Genomic DNA, 22,846 nt, shown 5'->3' with positions numbered 1-22,846 from the left:
AACCATGTTGATAAGTTTCAGGACCCTGAAAGATTGTTGATAGCTTAATTGCGTCGTTGCAAAAGAGCCTCACCCATAACAGATTGACTCCAAAATCAAAAAAGTGAAGAGTGAACGTTCGGAGAGAGAGATATCAAGGTCGTGAACCAAAGAAGTGTGGGAAACGTCATGTAAAGGGATGCTATCTACCTCAAGACCCATGGATTGCCGCTATTGCGACCATCCTAAGACTCACAAACACGGCAAAACCAGCAAAGGAACTCAATGCTACAAATGCTCCCACTGCACTCGTACGTTTGTCGAAACCTTTGACACTCTCTACTATTGGCGTCAAGTCAGCGCCGATGAAGTCGAGAAGATCCTTCAATCGCAATTAGAAGGAAGCAGTCTACGAGGGATTAGTCGCATCAACAAACGAGCCTATAATACTGTGGTAAGTATCGTCCATGCGGCAGCTTATCGAGCTCAATTAGTTCATAACTAAGAGGTTAGGGAGATTGAGACGGACCAAGTGATTGCCGATGAGATGTGGTCATTTGTAAAAAAACAGAAGCAATGCGGACCTGAGGACATCAATCTGGGAGACTGCTGGATAGGGGTGAGCTTAGCCAAGCAAAGTGGACTGATCCTGACTGATCGAGTGGGCAAGCACACGGATGCATTCTTAGAAGAACTCATCACCAGTACCGAAGGCAAAACCGATTGCAAGGGATGGTATACCGACGGTTGGGCTGGCTATGAGCGAGTATTGCCGTCTGACGTTGCCCATGTAGTGGGTAAAGAGAACACCCAACGATTAGAACGAACCAATGGCATCATTCGACAACAGACCGGTCGTTGGCATCGACGTCAGAATAAGTTTGCGAAAGTCTGGCAGACGACCGAGAGTATTACTCAACTGGTCGTGACCTACTTCAACTGGATATGGCAACACAGTCGCACAGGAGATACGGCTGCTCAGAGAGCAGAGATAACCACGAAACCTTGGTCCTGGAATGACATTGCTGCCTATCCCACTTTTTTCTGAGGCACGACCTTTGACCCGATAGATAACTGTGGTATGATTCCCACTGGCCACTCGTTCAATGCCTCGAAACTCCATCCCTTTAACATACATGTGCAGGCACAGCTAGCTGTCTGATGTCATTTGAATACCCCCGTCAAGGAGCGCGCGTTTCAACAAACTAACGATCACAGACAAAACACCGATAGTTTTACTTCCTCCGTTTGTGAACATGCTTGCGAGTCTGTTCGTATTGGCAATGACGGCAGTCCATCGTGTGCACCTTGAAACCATCCTTTAATTATGCAACGCCCGAGGCTTAGCTTTATTGACTTTCAACTCACGTCCCATCCACTCTGACCCATCCAGCGCTTCAATAATATCGGATTCTTCCATCTCGGCACCCATTGATACAAAACCAAAGCCTCGAAGACGACCTGTCTCACGATCAGTCGGAAGATAAACACTTTTAACGGTTCCATATTTTGCACATACAGCCGTTAATTCCTCTTCTGTAACCTCATAAGATAGGTTTCCTACATAAATCGACATAACAGATTGACTCCAAAATCAAAAAAGTGAAGAGTGAACGTTCAGAGAGATATATGTCAACAAGAAAGAACGCGAAACCTCGTTAATGCTAAAACAAATACTGCAACCGATGTCTATTCTCTTTCCTTGATTTTAGCACTTTATTTCTTACGAAAAGACTTTACACCCAAGTTTATTTTAAACTGCTTATTTGCCTTCGTCTTTTCTAGATATGGCCTCGGTTTGAGAGTTATCTATTACATGTGGTAACAACCGACCAATACGGTCTAACCAATCTAAAATTGATTCTGGCGCTTTCCGATCAATAGGCTGTGTAATCTGATATCGAGGTTCTTGGCTAATAGAAGGATTGTAGCGTGTGGTCATGTTGCTCACCATGCATCAAGTTATTGTAATATCTGCAAACACTTATCTAGAAAGGCATTATTTCTCTGTGTCAGAATTTTCTCTTCTGATTTCCCATGGTATCGAGATTACTTTTCAGCAGCTCGAATTAATAGTGGCAATGCTATTGCGAAGATAAATACTCCTACAATGGAGGGCACTAAAAAATGAAAGTTTGAAGAGGTATATAGCGGTTCTCATTCGCACTGAATACACTTGGTTTTGAAGTTTCAGTGGTTGGCACTATCAGGATGTATTCAAAACAAGCCGGAACCGCTATAATCTTCCAAGCTTTGAATTCCAAATCAGTTACCAATCAGGTTCGTTTATGTCGTACTTATAGTTACCAACGATATAACTACTCATATATTTTTCGCTCTTTTTTCTGTTTCTTAAGCTTTTTGGATACTTTTTTAGCCTTTTTAGATCCCCTATTTCCTTTTGTCCGCTTGGTCATGATGGCTCCTAAATTAGTTTCGTGATAAATATCAGTCAATCTAACCTTTAATATTTTTAGACTTCATGAGTAGAAACCTAAAATTGAAAACTTTCTGGTTACTGCTGATTACGAATTTCCTTGTCTCCAGAGATTTGAAAGCAACTGCAATACTTTGATTTACTAAACAATACAAACAAAGTATTTGTCTTATCAGTCACATGTTGGAGAAAAGTAAAGACTCTAAGCTATTACTTACCTGACCAATAGTTTATTAGAGTATTAATTACAGAAAAAACCAGAGTATTAATTACTCCAAAATGAATACAACTGTGATCAAGCAGTTACATAAGATATTTACCTTAAGTAATATATATCTTATTGAAACTGGATCTATTACTTCGATAGTGTATTGCTAATCAATGTTTTGAAGCGATTACATTTGAAATAATAGGAAATTAGTGATGAGAAATTTACCGCCTACTTTTATTTGTTTATAGGTGAATCATAGCACATCTGAAAATTACAGAAAATGTATCGTGGTCCCATCTCAAATAAAACAATATGTCGAGATACAATAGATAGAGAGTTGCCATAACGTAGCCGACGTCTGTTAATCAGGAGGCACGCTGTCATACAACGATTCTGATCTGAACAGCGAAAACCCTTCAGTAACGGATATTCACTATGTTTGATTTTTTTGTAGAAAGGGCGATTAGAGTTGTCATGAGTGCTCAGAATGAAGCTCGCCGTCTTAATCATCCTTTTATGGGGTCAGATCCCCTTTTTTTGGGATTTATAGCAGCAGAACCTAATATAATAGCGAATATCTTTAAATCTCTGGGGATTACACTCACTACAGCACGAACTGCCGTTGAAGATATTATTGGAAAAGGACCTGCCAGGATTAGCCATGAGATTCAATTTACCCCTCGCTGTCGGCAGGTACTGGCACAATCACTGAAAGAAGCGCAACAGCTAGGTAAAAATGCTGTAGATGCTGAGCATTTGTTACTGGCAATGATATGGGATGAAGCTGGTTCAGCTATGAGGGTGCTGGCAAAGTTGGGGGTTGACCGTAACAAACTTCTCGCTGACGTAATGCAAGCGATCTCAAAAGCAAAACCGACTCCTGCTAACAATCAGCCTAAGATTGAAAAAACTCCAATCCTGGATAGCTGTAGTGTTAATCTAACGAAATTGGCCACCTTGGGTAGATTGGATCCAGTTATCGGTCGCCAACAGGAAATTGAACGAGTGATTCAAATTTTAAGTCGTCGAACGAAAAACAATCCTATTCTTATCGGTGAGCCTGGCGTGGGTAAAACAGCTCTGGCAGAAGGTCTAGTTAAACGAATTGTCGACCATGATTTGCCTGAAAGTTTTCACAATAAGCAGGTTGTGACATTAAATGTGGGCTCCTTACTTGCAGGGACAAAGTATCGAGGCGAATTTGAGGAGCGTCTGAAGACCATTATGTCCGAACTATGTTCAGCTGGAAACATGATTCTGGTGATTGATGAGGTCCACACGTTAATTGGCGCAGGCTCAGCAGAAGGCACGATGGACGCTGCGAATATCCTCAAACCAGCTTTGGCGCGGGGTGAACTTCAGTGTATTGGCGCGACCACACTTGATGAGTACCGCAACCATTTTGAGCGGGACGCCGCTTTGGCTAGCCGCTTTCAACCAGTGATGATAAACGAACCGAGTGTTGATGAAACGATCTTAATTTTACAAGGATTGCGGAGTTGCTATGAACGACACCACCAGTTGACTATTTCAGATCTAGCCTTAGAAGCAGCAGCTAAATTTTCAAATCGCTATATTTCAGATCGGTTTTTGCCTGACAAAGCAATTGATTTGATGGACGAAGCGGGCTCTCGTGCGCATATTCTCTTCTCTCAGCAACAATCCTCTACTTCCAAGGATTTAGGCAAAGCATTGCGACAGATTCTAAAAGAAAAAGATAATGCGGTTCAGCAGCAAGAATTTGCCCAAGCCAGTGCATTGCAGATTAATGAAAACGATCTTATGCAAAAGATTCAGTCAGTTGATCAAAATGCTCTTGTTCTTGCTTCCTCTCCTGTTGTAGACGAAGTCGATATTGCCCATGTTGTGTCATCCTGGACTGGCATTCCAGTTAGCAAATTGACAGAATCTGAATCTGATCAGTTGCTCCATATGGAAGAAATTTTGCATCAGCGTTTGATTGGTCAAGAAGAAGCAGTTAAGGCAATTGCAAAGGCAACTCGTCGTGCCCCTGTTGGGTTACAAAATCCCAATCGTCCAATCGCTAGTTTTATCTTTGCTGGGCCTACAGGGGTAGGTAAAACAGAGCTGGTTAAGGCGCTGGCTGAAAATTTCTTTGGGTCTGAGGCAGCCATGATTCGTTTGGATATGTCTGAATATATGGAGCGTCACACAATTGCCAAACTAATTGGCTCCCCACCAGGTTATGTCGGATACGGTGAAGGGGGACAATTAACCGAAGCGGTTCGTCGTCAGCCTTACACAGTAGTCCTGTTTGACGAAATCGAGAAAGCACACCCTGATGTTGTTAACTTACTATTGCAAATTTTAGACGAAGGTCGTTTAACCGATGCTAAAGGGCGTACTGTCAACTTTAAGAATACGCTATTGGTAATGACCTCGAATGTAGGTTCAAAATTGATTCAGAAGGGTGCAGGAGGGTTAGGCTTTAATGTCTCTGATAATCAAGCAAGTGCGAATTATAGAAATCTGGTAACGCTAGTCAATGAAGAACTTAAGGAGTACTTCCGTCCAGAATTCCTCAATCGTCTCGATGACGTCATTGTTTTTCGACAACTCATCAAGGATGAGATTAGAGAAATTGCTGATATCCTGCTAGGTGAATTCCGGAAGTGCCTACTTGAACAAGACATTAGCCTGGTAGTAACTGATCAACTGATGGAGCACTTAATTGAATCAGGCTATAACCCTGAACAAGGTGCACGCCCGTTGCGACGTGCGATTACGCGCCTATTAGAAGATAGTTTTGCAGAGGCCATTCTTGCTAGGCAAGTTCAATCGGGAGATATGGTGGTTGTGGATATCGATGACAACAATGAAGTTCAAATTCTACGAGAGGGGTTAACGACTAATGTTGTCTCATGACGAGCAAGATAAAGGTTTATTCGGTAAATAAATGACTGATATTATTGATACCACCATCCAGGCAGGTTCTTTGAATACCCTAGTGACGGCTATTGAAACAGCTAGCCTGGTCAATATTCTTAAGGGAACGGGACCTTTTACACTCTTCGCACCAACAGATGACGCTTTTGGGAAATTACCTAAGGGTGTGGTGAATGAACTCCTCAAGGACATTTCTAAGCTAAAGAAAATTCTGGCCTATCATGTCTTAACGGGTAAGGTTATGGCCGCTGCTATTACGAAGATGAAAACCATAAAAACTGTTGAAAGCTCAAAGATTAAGATTAATGTCCCCACAGATACCAAAAATATTAAGGTGAATGATTCTATCGTGACAACCTTTGATGTAGCCGCTGATAATGGTGTTATTCACATCATTGATACGGTCCTAACGCCTGCATCCATCCTTCTCTAAGGAGAGTCATCATATATTTCGAGGGGTGAAAAATCTGGGGTTGAGCAGTTTCTCATTGAAAAGAGATCGAGATCTTTAAGTGCCGTAACAGAAAAAGATCTGATTCACGCTAAAGTGACTACCCTTGGATCATGATCCATGATAAGCCCATTTGCCTCAGGTTTAACCATAACGTCGCTGCTGATTTAGGGTATGAATCTAATCTGTCTGTAGTATTCGTTATTTATTTGGCAGATTAACTCATCCCGAGGATTAGTAGCGCCACCATCACTCTTGGAGGAATACTGTGAAAGCCCTGTTACTCTATCCTCACTTCCCTCAGTCATTTTGGTCCTACGACCGCTTTATGGAAATTGCAGGACTTAAGGCAGTGATTCCTCCGTTGGGAATAATCACAGTTGCTGCACTCTTACCGTCAGACTGGGAAATTCGTTTTTGCGATCGCAATGTTGTCCATGAAACCGACGCAGACTGGGAATGGTGCGACATCGTCATTCTTTCCGCCATGCTAGTGCAAAAACCGGACTTTCAAGCCCTGATTCGAAAAGCGGTCCAGCTAGGTAAGAAAGTTGCCGTAGGAGGTCCCTATCCCACCTCTGTACCTCAAGATGCGTTAGATGCAGGAGCCCAGTTTTTAGTGTTGGATGAAGGGGAAATGACCGTTCCTCAATTTCTCGAAGCTCTGAGTCAGGGAGAAACCCATGGCATTTTCCGATCCTCTGAAAAACCCGATGTCACCCAGAGCCCCATGCCGCGCTTTGACCTACTGCAGCGAGACGCCTACTTGATGATGGCCATGCAGTTTTCCCGAGGGTGTCCCTTCAACTGCGAATTTTGCGACATCATCTCCCTATATGGTCGAAAACCCCGTACCAAAACACCAACCCAAGCCCTAGCCGAGCTACAAACCCTCTACGACTTAGGCTGGCGTGGATCACTCTTTATCGTAGACGACAACTTTATTGGCAATCAGCGCAATGTAAAGTGCTTCTTGCGAGAACTAATCCCCTGGATGCAGCAGCACCATTATCCATTTACCTTTATGACAGAAGCCTCAGTCAATCTGGCAGAGGATGATGAATTGCTCCAGCTTATGGGTGAAGCAAGATTTTACGCCGTTTTTCTCGGGATTGAAACCCCTGACCAAGATAGCTTGCAGGTCACCCGCAAGCTCCAAAATACCCGTAATCCGTTGGTGGAAGCCTGCAAAAAAATCAATGAGGCAGGACTGCTGATCTATGCGGGATTTATCCTTGGTTTTGATGGAGAACGAACAGGCGCAGGCGATCGTATTCAAGCCTTTGTCGAACAAACCAGTATTCCCCAGCCCATGTTAGGCCTTCTGCAAGCATTACCCAATACCGCCCTGTGGGAACGACTCAAGAAAGAACAGCGCCTGCTCGAAAACTCTAACCATCTAACCGGGGATCAGAATACCTTGATGAATTTTATCCCCACACGCCCAGTTACAGAACTGGCTAGGGAATACGTCGATGGATTTTGGCAGATGTATGACCCTGAACGGTACCTCAGGCGTTGTTTACAACAATGTCTCAAAATTCGTTGCCGACAACGTCGAACGCAAACGATGCAGTTCCCATGGCACAAAGGCTTACGCTTATTCGCTCAGCTCGTTTGGAGTCAAGGTATCCATCGAACCGATATCCGAGGACAGTTTTGGCATCAACTCTGGATTATTTTGTGGAACAAACCACAGGCCTTAAATGTTTACCTAGGGTTATGTGCTGCGGGCGAGCATTTTTGGGAGTATCGTGCGTTGGCCAAGGAACGAATTACCCAACAGCTGGGCTACGATCCACTCGCACACAATGCAGACTTTAGGGTAATGTCGTGGGATTAAAATCATCCACCTGGGCCATCCCTGCTTCGCTGGTGGACACTAGCAAACAGCAAGGCGGACTCGTGCACTGAAAAGGCACTCACGTCATAATGCTCAAAATCAGAGCTGCTGAGCTATACGCTAAACACGTACAGTGACTCACAATTTCCTCACGTTTTTTTTCTAAAATTGAGAAGTGGTATTGGTTGGTGAAAGTTATACCTCTAAGATATTTTTTCTTATCTGATGCTTAGAGAGAGGAATGTATTTTGTCTCAATAATTTATCCAATTAAAAAAACCACAGTTGAGGGATAAGGATATGGATGCTCAAGAGATTTTGAAACGCTATGCGTCAGGACAACGAGATTTTAGTCATGTCAGTCTGGTTCAAGTCTGTCTGACAAATGCCAAGCTAATTGGTGTCAAGTTAATTGGTGCTGAGTTGATTAATGCTGATTTACGAGAAGCCGATCTGACAGAGGCTCATCTCAAACAAGCAAAGCTAAACCAGGCCAATTTAGCGGGGGTAGCAATGATTCAAGCTTGCTTAACCCATGCAGATTTGAGCGACGCAGACCTCAGTGGAGCGAATTTAACCCATGCAGATTTGAGTGGCGCAGACCTCAGTGGAGCGAATTTAGGAGGAGCAGATTTGCGCAAAGCTGACTTGCATAAAGCAGATCTGAGCAATAGTGATTTACGCTGTGCAGATTTAACCGGAGCAAATCTGCAGGAGGCAGATCTCAGTAATGCAAACTTGGATGGGGCATATTTAGGTGAAGCAGATTTGACTGGAACAAATATTGTAGGCGCAAATATTAACAGAGCCGGATTAAGTAGAACTAAGATGCCCGATGGAACCATCCATGATTAGCGATTGAGCAACCCCCAACCTGTTTCAACTTCTTGTACTGTCATTCTTCTGATTTCCGTCGCGTTTGCTATGTGATTGTTGACATTGACTGCAAACCCCTCACGATTTCCCAAAAGTCTTCTTCTAATCTGATAATTAGGGGGATTTGGCACAATTACACTGACAGGGGCAGGGGAATGAGTCAGAAAGTTAGCGATGGATAACTGTGAAAAAATTAACCCTAGAACGTAGTGTGGAAGTCGAAGTAAATTGTTCTGTTACGCAGGTTTATGACCTTTGGGCGAATTTGGAGAATGTGCCCCGGTGGATGCCACTGGTAAAGAGTGTCAGACGTTTACTAGGCGATCAAGGGCTCTATCACTGGACGTTTGGGTTAGGATTTCCACTATTAACCGAATGGACTTCGCGCATTACTCGACGTATCCCCTTACGGTTAATTGCCTGGGAGTCAGTGTCTGGGCTAGCAAACCATGGCTCTGCTGAATTTTTCCCCACGGATCAAGGGTGCCGTTTACTCCTGACCCTGGCCTTCGATTTACCAGGAGGACTCGTAGGCATGTTGTTGGAAAACATTGGTTTAGAACGCTGGCTAGAGGAAAATCTAGTAGAGAGTTTAAACCGCTTTCAAGCTCAAATTGAAGCGGAAGTGTTGCGCCAGGCGTAGTCTAACCGGATAAATGAGGGTGTGGGTTCATGCAACTTAACCTGCGTGTGGTTAAAGTAGATAATTACGAACTAGAATGAAGGTAGTAACAGCGATTACGCTACACACTGCGGGGCATTAGTATGGAGGCCAATCAAGTTCTAAAACAAATATGCAACTGGAAAGAGAAGTTTTAGATTAGAAGAGTTGAAAAATCTGGATCTGAGCCGAGCAAATTTGAGTGGAGTTGATTTTACGGGCTCAAATTTGAGTGGATCTAACTTGAGTCATGCAGACTTGAGTAATACCAATCTTAATTGGACCACTTTGAGGGGAGCTGACCTAAGTGGAGCTAACCTAAGAGGGGCTAAAATGCCAGATGGTTATATGCATAGTGACTATCTAGAATCTGCCAATTATTTTGGTATCTAGGGCACGATTGGAATTAAAGAGAGTTTAGTTGGAGGATCGTTATGTCAAAACGACGCAAAGGCAATAGAGAAGTCAAAAAACCGAAAGCAGTTTCTGATGGAAAAAAGAAACAAAAGAAAACTCATAAAAACTATGACAGTCCTATGTCAGAGCTATTAGACAGTTCAAAGTAAATTGTTTCTGATATTGCTTGGTTTTTCTGTTTCTTAACACTACTATTGAATAGCTACATTAAAAACTCGCCTACTTATGTCAACAGTAGGTGAGTTTTTCAATCAAATAACCCTAAAAATAAAACATCACTTTGTCATACTGATTATAGGCGTAATTCGCTAGTAATAGATCGATCCACTTCAGAATGAAAATTCGAGTCGATTTACTGACTACGCGTCTTACGATTTTTATTCAATCTTGGGGTATGGGAAATAGCTATGGATAACGCAACCGAACTCATACTAGAGCAGGAATTCAATCTCAGAAATTTTGAAGACCAAGTGCAGCAGATGAACCTTGAACAAGCTCAAGAGTATTTAGTTAAACTATATCAGCTCATGCTGGTTCAGAAGAGAGTGTTTCAAGAACTTATGAAGCGTGAATGGAATTTAAATGTAGATCTCGCTTCCCTCTAATACAGGAGCGTCGGCTTCATTGTTTGATTGGTCTATTTTGTGATTATCAAATCTGGAGTAATGAGCATATGACAAATTCTAAAAAGAAAATCTCTTCTTCTCGATTTCGAAATGGTTGGCTGTGGGGATTTACGCCTCAGGCAGAGCTTTGAAATGGCCGACTGGCCATGATCGGATTTGTATGTGCTCTCACAATTGAAGTATTGTCTAGCCAAGGAGTTCTTCACTTTTGACAATTGTTTGACAATTGGAGCTCGTATCACGCTCCTACTCAATCTCAATTGGCACGCTTGGGCTGATAGGAGCTTGCTAATTGAGTAGAACTTGTTCGCAAATACATAAATTTTGATGTCGTAGTTCACCAAATCACTCCAGAATTCAAACAATGTTTATCCATACTGATACTTATTCCCATACTTATAGCAATACCCATGCCCATTAAAGATAAACCTAGGCCTCCGCGTTTTAGTCTCTTCAACAATATTTTACTGATATTGGCAGGGGTATTCCTATTTGTAAGTTTTATCCTTCCTGTTTTCTCAAGGCCTCAAGTTCCTGGAGTACCCTATAGCCTGTTCATCCATCAGGTGCAAGAAGGAGATGTGGCACGGGTACAAGTAGGACAGAATCAAATTCGATTCCAGTTAAAATCGGACGAAGAAATGGGTGGTGAACAAGTTGGGCAAGTGTTCTCAACAACGCCCATTTTTGATTTAGGCTTGCCCAACTTGCTTGAAGAAAAAGGCGTTGAGTTTGCGGCTACGCCACCGCCTAAAAATGGTTGGGTAAGTAATGCCTTGGGCTGGATCATTCCGCCACTAATCTTTGTAGGTATCTTTCAGTTTTTTGTTCGCCGTGGCGGCGGTGGTGGTGGTGGTGGTGGTGGTGCTCAAGGGATGCTCTCGATTGGCAAAAGTAAAGCCAAAGTATATGTCGAGGGAGAAGTTGCTAAGACGACCTTTGCCGATGTGGCTGGCGTTGATGAAGCCAAGGCTGAGTTAGTTGAGGTGGTGGATTTTCTCAAAACACCGGAACGCTATACCCAGATTGGCGCGCGCATTCCTAAAGGGGTGTTGTTAGTGGGACCACCGGGGACAGGTAAGACGCTATTGGCGAAAGCCGTTGCAGGAGAAGCAAGCGTCCCGTTTTTTAGTATTTCGGGCTCTGAGTTTGTGGAAATGTTTGTGGGGGTGGGATCTTCCCGTGTGCGAGATTTATTTGAGCAGGCTAAGAAACAGGCTCCCTGTATTGTGTTTATTGATGAGCTGGATGCGATTGGCAAGTCTCGTAGCAGTAGTGGATTCTATGGCGGTAATGATGAGCGAGAACAGACGCTGAACCAGTTGTTGTCTGAGATGGATGGATTTGCCGCAGAAGATGCCACAGTGATTGTGCTGGCTGCCACCAATCGTCCAGAAATTCTTGACCCGGCGCTCTTGCGTCCAGGACGCTTTGACCGGCAAGTATTGGTTGATCGCCCAGCTTTATCAGGCCGAGAAGCGATTCTCAAGATCCATGCGCAGACAGTGAAGTTGGGAGAAGATATAGACTTGAAGGCAATCGCAACCCGTACTCCTGGTTTTGCCGGAGCCGACTTGGCAAACCTGGTGAATGAAGCGGCACTATTAGCGGCTCGAAATCAGCGTGAAGCAATTGCCCAAGCTGACTTTGCCGAGGCCATTGAGCGGGTTGTGGCGGGGCTGGAGAAGAAAAGCCGTGTCCTTAACGAGAGAGAGAAGAAGATCGTTGCATATCACGAAGTAGGCCATGCCATAGTAGGCTCACTCATGCCAGGCAGCGGGCGCGTTGAAAAGATTTCCATCGTCTCCCGTGGCATGTCTGCTTTAGGGTATACCCTACAACTACCAGAAGAAGATCGATTCTTGAGTGACGAAACGGAATTGCGGGGTCAGATTGCCACCTTGCTGGGGGGGCGGTCGGCAGAAGAGATTGTGTTTAATAGCATCACCACAGGCGCATCTAACGATTTGCAACGGGCGACAGACCTGGCAGAGCAAATGGTAACCACCTTTGGCATGAGCAAAATTTTAGGACCGTTAGCCTATGAGCAAGGCAGTCGAGCAATGTTTCTGAATGAGGGCGTACCCAATCCTCGCCGCATGATGAGCGAAGCAACGGCAGAGGCAATTGATCGCGAGGTGAAAGACATTGTCGAGACAGCCCATCAACAAGCCTTGGATACTCTCAACCATAACCGCGACATATTAGAAACTATCACTATGCAGCTCTTAGAAACAGAAGCGATCGAAGGCAAACCCTTACATCAATTACTCGAGCAGGTTCAGGCTGCACCAGCGATTTAAAAGATTAGTTTCTTACACACATCAGATGTTCTTGGAGGTTTATATGTCATATTCTTTAGCGAAAGGCACACTTGTTACGATGATTGGTGAAGCTGTTTTGCAGGATCGCTTGATAAAGGTACTAACTAAACTTGGGGTATCTGGTTATACGATCATTCCAGCCCAAGGTGCAGGCAGTCATGGTAGACGGATGGGCGATATAGCAGGATACAACACCAACGTTGAAATCAAAACCATTGTCACATCAGATCGGTCTGATCAATTGTTCGAAGATCTGAAGCCGTTGCAATCAACCCATGCCCTGATTGCTTTTCGGCAAACCGTAGAGGGAGTATTTGATTAAATGCACCGCGTTAAACACACTAATGCCAAAGTGATTTTTGTCGTCGTTGTGTTTAGCGCTACTTTAGGCGTTCTAAAGAAAATATTTACGGTTAACCAATGACTACAGGCAATTCAGTTGTTTTTGGTCAACTTGCAACTGCTAACAACTACCAATATAGACCTCAAGCAACAAATACACCGTGATCTTAAACATCGAGTTGTTATACTAGTCATTGTTAGCCGATCATCCACCACAGATGATGCCGTTAGCAGATAACAACATTAGTAACATTAGGTAAATACATGGCTGACATTGTTGATACTGCCGTTAATGCCGGCTCTTTCAGCACGCTGGTTGCTGCTGTTAAAGCAGCTGGATTAGTCGATACCCTTAAAGGAAAGGGACCCTTTACAGTTTTTGCGCCCACAGATGATGCCTTTGCCAAATTACCTAAAGGCACAGTGGATGGACTCCTCAAGAATATTCCACAACTCAAGAAAATCCTGACTTATCATGTGGTTTCAGGTAAGGTGATGGCGGCTGATGTTACGAAGCTGAAGTCCGCTAAAACGGTTGAAGGTGAAGATGTGAAAATTGATGCTTCCCATGGCGTCAAGATTAATAATGCCACAGTAACAACACCCGATGTTGGCGCTGACAATGGGGTTATTCACATCATTGATACTGTGCTAATGCCTGCATAAGCCATTTCCCGAGGGTGGCTATCGCTACTCTTGGGAAAGCACCTACAGGGGCAAAAATACTCCAGGACTTAAATCGGATTGAACTGTGATCAATCTATGCACATACCCTATGTAGAACAATTGTGGAACAGGTAAAAGATCTACCCGGCGATTTAACATTAGAACAGCAGTTTCAACTCCGAATGATCACATTACAAGTGAGAGAATTGGGTTTGAAGCAGGCGCAGGAGTATGTAGTTGAAATAACGCGCCAAATGATGATCAAGGATAATTTGGTTAAGCATTTACTCAAAAGTGCCTAGGGTTGCAAGTCATGGCTTGGACTAGACTTTCTATCAGAGCGGTACTCTTAGGTGCGATCATCCTTGATTTCCTAAGGAATGGGGGCAAAGCAATATACTTTGGAGAACAACTTGAACAATCAATTTTCCTTGAGCAATAAACTATTAACGCCCGTCATCTTAGCAAGCTTGATCCTTTTTCTAGGGTTTAACAGTTTTGCTGTTCTTAACCCTGGCCAAGCCGGGGTTATTAGCGTTTTAGGAAAAGCCAGAGATGGTGTTTTATTAGAGGGCATTCACTTCAAACCACCGTTGATTTCGGTCGTGGATATATACGATCTGACCGTGCAAAAGTTTGAAGTGCCCGCAGAAAGTTCTACCAAAGATCTGCAGGATTTATCGGCTCGTTTTGCCATTAATTTTCGCCTGGATCCACTACTAGTGGTCGAAATTCGTAGAACCCAAGGGACCTTAGCCAATATTGTTTCTAAAATTATTGCGCCCCAAACCCAGGAATCATTTAAAATTGCCGCTGCCAGAAGAACGGTAGAAGAAGCGATTACCAAAAGAAATGAGCTCAAGCGAGATTTTGATGACGCCTTAAGCGAGAGACTCGAAAAATATGGAATTATTGTCCTGGATACGAGTGTCGTCGATTTAGACTTTTCCCCGGAATTTGCTAAGGCCGTAGAAGAAAAACAAATTGCTGAACAGAGAGCCAAACGAGCCATTTATGTCGCCCAAGAAGCAGAGCAAGAGGCCCAGGCTGATATTAACCGCGCCAAGGGTAAAGCAGAGGCGCAGAGATTGCTAGCCGAAACGTTGAAAGCCGAAGGAGGGCAACTTGTGTTGCAAAAAGAGGCGATTCAAGCTTGGAAAGATGGTGGCTCTCAAATGCCCAAGGTCTTAGTCATGGGAGGAAAAGAGCAAACGGCAGTGCCTTTTCTATTTAATCTTGGTGATGTTCAGCAGTAACCCTAAGCCTGGATGTTTCATTTGAAAAATACTTAGATGTTTCATTTTGTTTTCCTAGTTTAACCCTTGCATGAGGTAATACAACCATGAGTTACACCAATAAAGAGAAAAAGACATCTGACCATTCTCCCAGCGATGGCAGTGAGCTTACCCCCGCTGAAGCGCCCACGACTGGGCACAAATCTCAGAATGAACCATTGGGAGCTGGCTACCGAGTAAACGATGAGGGCATCGTCAATAACTACGCCCTTGAGCCTGAGGTTTATGAAGCCAAGTATCCCTCACCCAAACAACAGCGGCGTTATATCGTTCTGGGGGGCGCGGCTGTTTTGTTTGTTGCTCTAGTCCTATGGATTGCCTTTGCCGCCAGCTAGGTGGGCGAAATAGTTTGTTCCGAAACCCAACCTATCTCTTCCACTCAAGCTTTAATTTACTCAATTGTTCAATGACATTTGGAGACTTTAATTATGCCATTCACCCTTGATGAAACTCGTTCCATTTTTCCTGACACTCAGGTTGCTAATGCAGTCCCAGAACTGGTTCAATCATTCAATCAGCTCAAGGCTGAAGATCAGCTGGCCTTACTGTGGTTTACCTACACTGAGATGGGACTGACCATTATTCCCGCTGCCATGGAAGTGGTCCCTATGGTATTCGCAGAAAAAATCCTGACTCAAATCAAGCAGATGTCACCGTTAGAGCAAACGCAGGTGATGTGCGATCTGGTCAACCACACAGATACGCCCCTCTGCCAGACTTATTCGTCGTCTTTTAGCACAAATGTTAAGTTGGGGTTTTGGTATCAATTAAGTGAATGGATGCAACAGAACATCGTAGCTCCCATTCCTAAAGGCTATAAACTCTCTAGACAGGCATCCGTTTGGCTCAAGGATATCCGTCCACTGGAGGGGGGACAGCAACTAACTATCTTGCAGGATATTGTTGCCAATATGGGATATGCTTCAGCGGATGGGACTCCGAAAGTCAAAGAACCTCTGATTCCCCCCAAAAAGGCTGCACCTCGAACCAAAGTCCGCATTAAGGGCATCAAGAATGCGACGGTCCTGAGTTATATGGAAAATATGAATGCCTTTGATTTCCAGGCAGCGGTGGCGTTATTTGTGGAAGAAGGAGCCCTGAATCCACCTTTCCAGAAACCCATCGTGGGTCAGGAAAATATTCTCGCGTATATGCGCGAAGAGTGCTATGGGCTGAAGCTGAAACCAAAGCGAGGCGTTTCTGAACCATTAGAAGGTGGGGGCACCCAAATTAAAGTGCTCGGAGATGTACAAACTCCCTGGTTTGGTGACGGTGTTAGCATCAACTTAGCATGGCGATTCCTGCTCAATCCTGACGGGAAGATTGTCTTTGTGGGAATTGATATCCTGGCATCTCCCCAAGAACTTCTGGATTTGCAGCGAGTTCAGTAGAACGTTGATTACGAGTCCCCGATTAAGTTTGTTTTTACATATGGCTTGCTAAACTAGCGAGCTTGGAGATTTATATGCGGGTTGCACAGGTTACACCTTTGTGGGAGCAGGTGCCTCCTATGGCTTATGGAGGTACCGAACTTATTGTCAGTCTGTTGACAGAAGAACTGGTGCGTCGTGGCCATCAGGTAACGCTGTTTGCTTCCGGTGACTCGAAGACAACAGCGTTACTAGAACCGGGCTGTGAACAGGCACTGCGCTCCCTGGGGGTGTTGCCGCCAAAATATGGCTACTATGAGCAAATGCAGTTAGGCAAAGTCTTTGAGCAGGTGGGGGAGTTTGACATTATTCACTCCCATATGGACGCCGCTGCGTTGCCCTATACCCATCTGGATCAAACTCCAGTTGTTCATACCCTGCATAGGACATTTACCCCCGCGACTGAAAAAGTATTTAGCCAATATCGGTGGCAGAACTTAGTCAGTGTGTCTAACTCTCAACAGCGGCCTGAGTTGGGACTAAATTATGTGACCACGGTCCATAACGCGATCTCACCTGATCAGTTTGATTTTTACGCTCGGCCCGACACCCCAACCTACCTGGCCTTTCTGGGACGCATGTCGATGGAAAAAGGCCCCCATCTAGCGATTGAAATTGCCAAGCGTAGCGGTTATCCCCTCAAAATGGCGGGAAAAGTTGATTTTGAAAACAAAGACTTTTTCGATCACCAGATAGCCCCTCACATTGATGGTCAGCAAATTGAGTTTTTGGGAGAGGTCAGCCATGGCCTTAAGCAAGAGTTAATGGGTAAGGCCATGGCCACGTTATTCCCCATCACCTGGCCTGAACCGTTTGGTTTAGTAATGACCGAGTCCATGGCCAGTGGCACCCCTGTTATTGCCATAGCGATGGGCTCAGCCTCCGAGGTAATTGCTGACGGCAAGACCGGGTTTCTCTGCCACAGCATTGAGGATTGCGTTGAGGCGGTAGCGCAGGTGCATCAGCTCAGTCGCTATGCCTGCCGCAGGCATGTGGCGGTAAATTTTAGTGTTGAGCGCATGGTGGACGACTATGAAGCAGTCTACCGTAAGCTGATTAGCGATCGCATTGACCATAATGAACCACGATGGATAGCCACGCCTATCTCTAAATAAAAGGTAATCAATGGAGCCCCACGACCATGGCAGATGCTGCCAACCCAAGTGAGAACTCAGTCGAAGCCGTTTTAGAAATCGTAGAGTTGGATGGCCGCACCTTTGCCCCCGCACAGCAAGTACCGATTCCAGAGTGGCCCTGCACTACCATTAAGCGGCAGCAACATACCCTAACGCTTAAGGACAACGATTTGTTTTTGATTGCCGATACCCTGGGCAATATCTCCGGCTGTCTGGACGATCAAATCACCTCTAGCCTCGGTCTATTTTGTCGCGATACTCGGTTTCTAAGTCGCTTAGAACTCCAATTTGAAGGGCAGCCACCCATTTTGTTAAGCAGTACAGCCCAGCGGGGATTTGCCCTGTCGGTGTTGTGTGCCAACCCCTACATTGTTGGTGACGACAACCGCGCATCGCTCCAGGCTGAAACCATTGGCATTCAGCGCGATCTGGTACTACAAGGCGGATTATTTGAAGAGCTTACCCTAACTAACTACAACACTCAGCCAGTTGAATTTGAGCTGAGTCTCAGTTTTGAGGCTGATTTTGCCGATCTGTTTGAAATTCGAGGGAAAGTGCGGCAGCAAACCGGGACAAAACTCCGTCCGGTGCGCCTGGCAGAAGAAACGTCTAAGCCGGTTCCTGTTTTTAATGATGGCTTCATCAACGGGGAGGGAGAAGAACTTACCCTGGCCTATCAAGGGGTGGACCAGTTACTCATGGAGTCTAGGATTCACTTTTATCAGCGGCAGCCCGATCAGGTTAAGGGGTATACTGCGATCTGGCAGGTGAAGCTACAACCCCATGCCACCCAGACTTTGGGCTATCGTCTACAGCCTTTTTTAGACAACCACCCGGCTTCTTTGGTCAGCATTCCAGCCACCCTACATCAGGCTGTCGCTGCGGAAACCATGGAAGAACAGCAATGGCGCGATGGTGTTACCTGTATTCGGACGGATAATCAAGCGTTTAACCAAATCATCGAGCGGGCAGAGCAAGATACCTATCTGCTCGGGCAAACCGTTGGGGGAGGGAAAATTCTATCGGCGGGGATTCCCTGGTTCGCCACCCTGTTTGGCCGTGACTCGCTGATTGCAGCCATGCAGACCCTGATGTTTAATCCTGCCCTGGCCCGGCAAACCCTGACTGTCCTGGCTGAGTATCAGGGCCAGGTGCAAAATGACTGGCGCGAGGAAGAACCGGGTAAAATTCTCCACGAGCTGCGCTTGGGAGAAATGTCTCGTGCGGGGGAAGTGCCCCACACCCCTTATTACGGCACGGTGGATGCCACACCGCTGTGGCTGATGCTCTATGCCGATTACTATGCCTGGAAAGGCGATCGCACCCTGCTCGACCAGCTTTGGGAACATGCCCTGGCAGCGATGGCCTGGATCGACCGCAGCTGCGAGAAAACTGGCTATGTCACCTACGAGTGCAAATCTTCTGGGGGCTTACATAACCAGGGTTGGAAGGATTCTGATGACTGCATTGTAGATGCCAAGGGCAACCTGGCCGAGGGTGCTATAGCCCTAGCGGAGGTCCAAGGCTATGTCTACGCAGCCAAAGCGCAATTGAGTTCCCTGGCCAGCCTCCAGCAGCGACCGGACTTGAGCGATCGCTGGCGAGCCGAAGCCAAAGCCCTCAAGGAACGCTTTGAGCAAGATTTCTGGCTCTCCGATCAGGGCTATTTTGCCCTGGCCTTAGATGGCAACGGCCAGCCGATAGACAGCATCACCTCTAATCCAGGGCACTGCCTCGGGTCAGGAATTATTTCTCCCGAAAAATCCCGCAGTGTGGCGGAACGATTGCAGGCCCCTGACATGTTTAGTGGTTGGGGCATTCGTACCCTGAGTAGCACTTCTGTCGCCTACAATCCCATGGGGTATCATGTCGGTTCCGTATGGCCCCACGACAATGGCATGATTGCGGCGGGGTTGCGATCGCTGGGATTTACAGAGCAGGCCCTCGAAATCGCCCAGGGCATTTTCGACATGACCACTCAGCAACCCTATCAGTGTCCCCCTGAACTGTTCTGTGGTTTTAATCGGACGCCCACCGGCAGCCCGGTGCGGTATCCGGTGGCCTGTTCACCTCAAGCTTGGGCCACCGGCACGGTCTTTCAGCTCTTGCAGATTATGGTGAATCTTGTACCGGACGTGCCCAATAACTGTTTGCGGGTTGTACAGCCCACATTGCCAGCCTCAGTGAACTATATGTCGCTGAAAAATTTTAAGGTGGGGCACACGCTGCTCGATCTGGAGTTTGAGCGTTCCCAGGAAGCAACCGCCTGTCGGGTGGTAGGAAAGCGGGGCAACCTCCAAGTCGTGATCGAGGTGTGAGCTTTAGTATTTTCACTCAGCCAGGCCAGCGTTTGAGTTAGCGGCATGTTTGAATTTGTCACAAAAATTCAACAATGTGTCGTTGCTTGAAACCTTAACACTAGTCATGGGTGAGGTCTTAAGCAACGACTGAAATCCTCTGCTCAGAAGACGTTAGAAACAATGGCTTGATCTACAGAAATTGTTCCTAATCGCCACAGGGACCATAACAATGTTTGATTTTATGTCAGCCCCAAGGGAGTTGAAGCAACTTTACTGGAGGGTTTGTATAATTTCACTGAAGCTACTGAGGTAAAAATATAGCTTTTGCCCTATCGCTTGGGCTACCGAGTGCACACGTGATCAGGACGATGGCGGCTGGCAGCTGCACCAGTGGAGTGGTTGCTATAGATTGGGACACTGAGTTTGATATGAGTTGTTCTGCCATGGTCAAACGATCGCTCCGGGCATCATTGACTGGAATTCAACAGGCTAAGCGAGCATTTGCGCTGAAGGGGTGGACCCAGGAAAATCTGGCAGCAGAGGTCAACCTCAAGACCCGCCAACCCATTTGGCGATTTTTCACAGGGCAACCTGTCGATCGCCAATTTTTTATGGAGATTTGTTCAATACTGGATTTAGAGTGGCGATACATTGCGATTGATCCACCCGCAGAATTTCCTGACCCTGGAGAGGGGAGCAGAGAAACCTTGCTGGATATAGATGAGCTGGTGAAGGAGGTGCGATCTCAACACCATGACACCATTGAAAATCAGTGCGGTATCTTACAGTTACTCGACATCAATCGTCCAGTTAGCCTGGATGACATCTATGTGGATGTGAATATTTTGGAGGAACTAACCAGTCAACAGCAGCTTGAAATCACTGACTTGCAAAACCTGGAACTGACTGAATTTGATCGGGTTGGTTTGGGTGCAGTTGAGCAGAAGCAAATATCCGGCATGCAGGCGGTTGAAACCTACTTAAAGCTCAGGGTACTGGGGAAACCAGGGGTGGGCAAAACAACGTTTATCAAACATCTCGCCATCCAATGTATCCGGGGCGAGTTTGCTGCCGATCACGTTCCCATCTTTATCTCACTCAGGGACTTTGCCGCTGAGTCTAACCGCAACGGTGACTTTAAACTCTTAGACTATATTCATCAAATATTACTTCTGTCTGATCTTTCCAGCCCATCTACCCTCGAAACGTTGTTAAAAGTCGGGCGAGTCTTACTGTTAATGGATGGTATGGATGAAGTACTGAATCAGGATATTTCAGCGGTTCTGAGAGAAATCCGCAAATTTTCAGACCAGTACCACCGCAATCGCTTTGTAGTAACCTGCCGCACCGCTGCCCAAACATTACAGTTGCGTGGCTTCACCGATGTAGAAATCGCTCCCTTTACCCAGGAGCAAATTGCCACCTTTGCCCAAAAATGGTTTGTGGCCCTGACCAAAACGACAGCCCAAGCGGGGCAAGAACAGTCAGCTCAGTTTATTCATAAGCTGAACTTCCCCGAAAACTGGCAGTTTCGACAACTGGTAACCACTCCTCTCTTTCTTCATCTGGCTTGCTGGGTGTTTCAAGGGCAAGACAAATTTCCAACCAAACGGGCTGAGTTTTATAAACAAGGTCTGGACCTGCTGCTGGGCAAATGGGATGAAGCCAAGGGTGTCGAACGAGATGATGCCTACCGAGGTTTTTTACTGCCCCAAAAACTGAGGCTCCTGAGCCAGCTAGCCGCTGTTACTTTTGAACAGGGGCAGTATTTTTTTGAGCAACGCACCATTGAACAATACATTGGCGACTATTTACAGAATTTGCCAGGAGCAGCTTTAGCGCCAGAGGAACTGCAGCTCGAAAGCGAAGCCATGCTAAAAGCGATTGAGGCACAGCATGGCCTCTTAATCGAACGAGCGCGAGGAATTTTCTCATTTTCTTATTTGGTATTTCAAGAATACTTCACAGCTCGAAAAATTGTGGCCACCCATAATTTACAGGCCCTAGAGCAAGCCCTGGGAGGTCTGGTGAGTCACATTACCGATTCCCATTGGCGCGAAGTCTTTTTATTAACTGCTGCCATGTTGCGCAGCGCCGATGGGCTGATACAGTTAATGAAACAACAGATTGATGCCCTGATTTCTCAGGATCCCTACCTACAAGATTTTTTGATATGGGCCAGCCAAAAATCCCAGACCCTCCCAACTGAGCCGAAACTTGCCACCACCCGAGCCTTTTACCTGGCCTTGGCCCAAAACTCCCCTGTAGCAGACCATTTTGCATTAGCCAGTACGCTAGATCAGGGCATATTGTTAGATGCCGCGTTAGAAAACTTACTACAAGAGTTTGCCAACCATCACAGTCAGGACTTTGCCTATATCAATGCCTGTAGCCAGACACTCAACAATATCCTCGTCATAGTTCTGGATGCTGGTTTTTATAAATCTCTCCAACAATTAAGAGACCAATTACCCTCTCCCTACCAAAATCAGGAATGGCTTCAGGACTGGTGGCAAAAAAACTATGCCGATTGGTTAGAACGATTGAGCACTACAATCACCCATTACCGCAATATACATCACCCCTGGCAGTTTACTTCTGAACAGGAACAGATGCTACAACGCTATTACAATGCCAATCAGCTCCTGATAGACTGTTTGAATAGTAATTGTGAGGTAACAGCAGCCATCCGGAAAGAAATTGAAACCACATTACTCTTGCCTCAACAGGAGCTGGAAGATCGGGAATGGCAAGGTAATTAAATTAAATTGATACGTTCCTGTACAAATCATACAGTTCAAATGCTGGCATATACGCTATGTCAACCACCACTACGTTATAATTTATTGTAAGTGACCTCTTCAGAGACTAAACTTATCAGCCTTAGTAGCATGAGAGGAGAAAAATATGCCAAGGCTAACTGTAAGATAGCCGATCGGTTCTTAA

The 22,846-nt window shown here is 45.6% G+C and carries 20 protein-coding genes and 2 pseudogenes; 20 read left to right on the top strand and 2 right to left on the bottom strand.

Features of this window, described 5'->3' with window-relative positions:
- The first annotated feature begins 199 nt into the window (after nt 1–199).
- Nucleotides 200–1,027, top strand: a pseudogene (locus tag IXB50_RS14490) (IS1 family transposase).
- 273 nt (nt 1,028–1,300) lie between these two features.
- Here the strand turns inward: IXB50_RS14490 and IXB50_RS14485 are convergent.
- Nucleotides 1,301–1,555, bottom strand: coding sequence for an RNA recognition motif domain-containing protein (locus IXB50_RS14485; protein ID WP_215609690.1), 255 nt, complete (start codon nt 1,553–1,555; stop codon nt 1,301–1,303).
- Between the two features lie 186 nt (nt 1,556–1,741).
- On the bottom strand, nt 1,742–1,921 hold the full coding sequence (locus tag IXB50_RS14480; RefSeq protein WP_215609689.1) for a DUF3134 family protein: 180 nt from the start codon (nt 1,919–1,921) through the stop codon (nt 1,742–1,744).
- 1,141 nt (nt 1,922–3,062) lie between these two features.
- On the opposite strand from IXB50_RS14480, the gene IXB50_RS14475 reads away from it, so the two are divergent.
- The 19 genes and pseudogenes from IXB50_RS14475 to IXB50_RS14395 all read left to right on the top strand — a co-directional run bounded on the left by IXB50_RS14475 (nt 3,063) and on the right by IXB50_RS14395 (nt 22,662).
- Entirely contained in the window at nt 3,063–5,513 is a 2,451-nt protein-coding gene (locus IXB50_RS14475) for an ATP-dependent Clp protease ATP-binding subunit (protein WP_215609688.1), read from the top strand.
- Between the two features lie 31 nt (nt 5,514–5,544).
- A complete protein-coding gene (locus IXB50_RS14470; RefSeq protein WP_215609687.1) occupies nt 5,545–5,967 on the top strand; it encodes a fasciclin domain-containing protein in 423 nt (140 codons plus the stop codon).
- A 286-nt stretch (nt 5,968–6,253) separates the two neighbouring features.
- Complete coding sequence (locus IXB50_RS14465) at nt 6,254–7,828, top strand: B12-binding domain-containing radical SAM protein (protein ID WP_215609686.1); 1,575 nt, start codon at nt 6,254–6,256, stop codon at nt 7,826–7,828.
- A 299-nt stretch (nt 7,829–8,127) separates the two neighbouring features.
- Nucleotides 8,128–8,682: a pentapeptide repeat-containing protein gene (locus tag IXB50_RS14460; protein WP_215609685.1), complete on the top strand. Its 555-nt coding sequence runs from the start codon at nt 8,128–8,130 to the stop codon at nt 8,680–8,682.
- 205 nt (nt 8,683–8,887) lie between these two features.
- Nucleotides 8,888–9,346, top strand: coding sequence for an SRPBCC family protein (locus IXB50_RS14455; protein ID WP_326520803.1), 459 nt, complete (start codon nt 8,888–8,890; stop codon nt 9,344–9,346).
- Between the two features lie 186 nt (nt 9,347–9,532).
- Nucleotides 9,533–9,757 (top strand): pentapeptide repeat-containing protein, encoded by a 225-nt coding sequence (locus IXB50_RS22825; RefSeq protein ID WP_215609684.1) that lies wholly within the window; start codon nt 9,533–9,535, stop codon nt 9,755–9,757.
- 41 nt (nt 9,758–9,798) lie between these two features.
- Nucleotides 9,799–9,930, top strand: a complete 132-nt coding sequence (locus IXB50_RS22500) for a hypothetical protein (RefSeq protein WP_281413282.1) — start codon at nt 9,799–9,801, stop codon at nt 9,928–9,930.
- Nucleotides 9,931–10,188: 258 nt separating this feature from the next.
- On the top strand, nt 10,189–10,386 hold the full coding sequence (locus IXB50_RS14445) for an NblA/ycf18 family protein (RefSeq protein ID WP_215609683.1): 198 nt from the start codon (nt 10,189–10,191) through the stop codon (nt 10,384–10,386).
- A 68-nt stretch (nt 10,387–10,454) separates the two neighbouring features.
- Nucleotides 10,455–10,619 (top strand): annotated as a pseudogene (locus IXB50_RS22820) (chlorophyll a/b-binding protein).
- 198 nt (nt 10,620–10,817) lie between these two features.
- Nucleotides 10,818–12,710: an ATP-dependent zinc metalloprotease FtsH gene (ftsH, locus tag IXB50_RS14440; RefSeq protein ID WP_215609682.1), complete on the top strand. Its 1,893-nt coding sequence runs from the start codon at nt 10,818–10,820 to the stop codon at nt 12,708–12,710.
- A 43-nt stretch (nt 12,711–12,753) separates the two neighbouring features.
- Nucleotides 12,754–13,053 (top strand): P-II family nitrogen regulator, encoded by a 300-nt coding sequence (locus tag IXB50_RS14435; protein ID WP_006513598.1) that lies wholly within the window; start codon nt 12,754–12,756, stop codon nt 13,051–13,053.
- A gap of 284 nt (nt 13,054–13,337) precedes the next feature.
- Nucleotides 13,338–13,739, top strand: a complete 402-nt coding sequence (locus IXB50_RS14430; protein ID WP_006513599.1) for a fasciclin domain-containing protein — start codon at nt 13,338–13,340, stop codon at nt 13,737–13,739.
- A 122-nt stretch (nt 13,740–13,861) separates the two neighbouring features.
- Nucleotides 13,862–14,041, top strand: a complete 180-nt coding sequence (locus IXB50_RS14425; RefSeq protein ID WP_215609681.1) for an NblA/ycf18 family protein — start codon at nt 13,862–13,864, stop codon at nt 14,039–14,041.
- 78 nt (nt 14,042–14,119) lie between these two features.
- On the top strand, nt 14,120–14,995 hold the full coding sequence (locus tag IXB50_RS14420; RefSeq protein ID WP_246564521.1) for a prohibitin family protein: 876 nt from the start codon (nt 14,120–14,122) through the stop codon (nt 14,993–14,995).
- Nucleotides 14,996–15,081: 86 nt separating this feature from the next.
- The gene (psb34, locus tag IXB50_RS14415; protein WP_215609679.1) at nt 15,082–15,369 is read left to right on the top strand and encodes a photosystem II assembly protein Psb34; all 288 of its coding nucleotides are present in this window, start codon (nt 15,082–15,084) and stop codon (nt 15,367–15,369) included.
- 93 nt (nt 15,370–15,462) lie between these two features.
- Nucleotides 15,463–16,425, top strand: a complete 963-nt coding sequence (locus IXB50_RS14410; protein ID WP_215609678.1) for an orange carotenoid protein N-terminal domain-containing protein — start codon at nt 15,463–15,465, stop codon at nt 16,423–16,425.
- 74 nt (nt 16,426–16,499) lie between these two features.
- Nucleotides 16,500–17,579 (top strand): glycosyltransferase family 4 protein, encoded by a 1,080-nt coding sequence (locus IXB50_RS14405; RefSeq protein ID WP_215609677.1) that lies wholly within the window; start codon nt 16,500–16,502, stop codon nt 17,577–17,579.
- Nucleotides 17,580–17,605: 26 nt separating this feature from the next.
- On the top strand, nt 17,606–19,918 hold the full coding sequence (locus IXB50_RS14400; RefSeq protein WP_215609676.1) for an amylo-alpha-1,6-glucosidase: 2,313 nt from the start codon (nt 17,606–17,608) through the stop codon (nt 19,916–19,918).
- Nucleotides 19,919–20,343: 425 nt separating this feature from the next.
- On the top strand, nt 20,344–22,662 hold the full coding sequence (locus IXB50_RS14395; protein ID WP_215609693.1) for an NACHT domain-containing protein: 2,319 nt from the start codon (nt 20,344–20,346) through the stop codon (nt 22,660–22,662).
- Nucleotides 22,663–22,846: the final 184 nt, after the last annotated feature.

Origin of the sequence: Leptothoe spongobia TAU-MAC 1115 (assembly GCF_018739885.1) — a bacterium.
Lineage (GTDB): Bacteria > Cyanobacteriota > Cyanobacteriia > Phormidesmidales > Phormidesmidaceae > Leptothoe > Leptothoe spongobia.
This window is presented reverse-complemented; position numbering and strand designations above follow the sequence as displayed.

Excerpts from the sequence above, each read along its gene's own strand:
- IXB50_RS14485 (WP_215609690.1), bottom strand. The coding sequence starts at position 1,555 with ATGTCGATTTATGTAGGAAACCTATCTTATGAGGTTACAGAAGAGGAA.
- IXB50_RS14405 (WP_215609677.1), top strand. The coding sequence starts at position 16,500 with ATGCGGGTTGCACAGGTTACACCTTTGTGGGAGCAGGTGCCTCCTATG.
- IXB50_RS14445 (WP_215609683.1), top strand. The coding sequence starts at position 10,189 with ATGGATAACGCAACCGAACTCATACTAGAGCAGGAATTCAATCTCAGA.
- IXB50_RS14470 (WP_215609687.1), top strand. The coding sequence starts at position 5,545 with ATGACTGATATTATTGATACCACCATCCAGGCAGGTTCTTTGAATACC.
- IXB50_RS14460 (WP_215609685.1), top strand. The coding sequence starts at position 8,128 with ATGGATGCTCAAGAGATTTTGAAACGCTATGCGTCAGGACAACGAGAT.
- IXB50_RS14430 (WP_006513599.1), top strand. The coding sequence starts at position 13,338 with ATGGCTGACATTGTTGATACTGCCGTTAATGCCGGCTCTTTCAGCACG.
- IXB50_RS14395 (WP_215609693.1), top strand. The coding sequence starts at position 20,344 with ATGGTCAAACGATCGCTCCGGGCATCATTGACTGGAATTCAACAGGCT.
- IXB50_RS22500 (WP_281413282.1), top strand. The coding sequence starts at position 9,799 with ATGTCAAAACGACGCAAAGGCAATAGAGAAGTCAAAAAACCGAAAGCA.
- IXB50_RS14410 (WP_215609678.1), top strand. The coding sequence starts at position 15,463 with ATGCCATTCACCCTTGATGAAACTCGTTCCATTTTTCCTGACACTCAG.
- IXB50_RS14400 (WP_215609676.1), top strand. The coding sequence starts at position 17,606 with ATGGCAGATGCTGCCAACCCAAGTGAGAACTCAGTCGAAGCCGTTTTA.
- IXB50_RS14480 (WP_215609689.1), bottom strand. The coding sequence starts at position 1,921 with ATGACCACACGCTACAATCCTTCTATTAGCCAAGAACCTCGATATCAG.
- IXB50_RS14420 (WP_246564521.1), top strand. The coding sequence starts at position 14,120 with ATGGGGGCAAAGCAATATACTTTGGAGAACAACTTGAACAATCAATTT.
- ftsH (WP_215609682.1), top strand. The coding sequence starts at position 10,818 with ATGCCCATTAAAGATAAACCTAGGCCTCCGCGTTTTAGTCTCTTCAAC.
- IXB50_RS14475 (WP_215609688.1), top strand. The coding sequence starts at position 3,063 with ATGTTTGATTTTTTTGTAGAAAGGGCGATTAGAGTTGTCATGAGTGCT.
- psb34 (WP_215609679.1), top strand. The coding sequence starts at position 15,082 with ATGAGTTACACCAATAAAGAGAAAAAGACATCTGACCATTCTCCCAGC.
- IXB50_RS14435 (WP_006513598.1), top strand. The coding sequence starts at position 12,754 with ATGTCATATTCTTTAGCGAAAGGCACACTTGTTACGATGATTGGTGAA.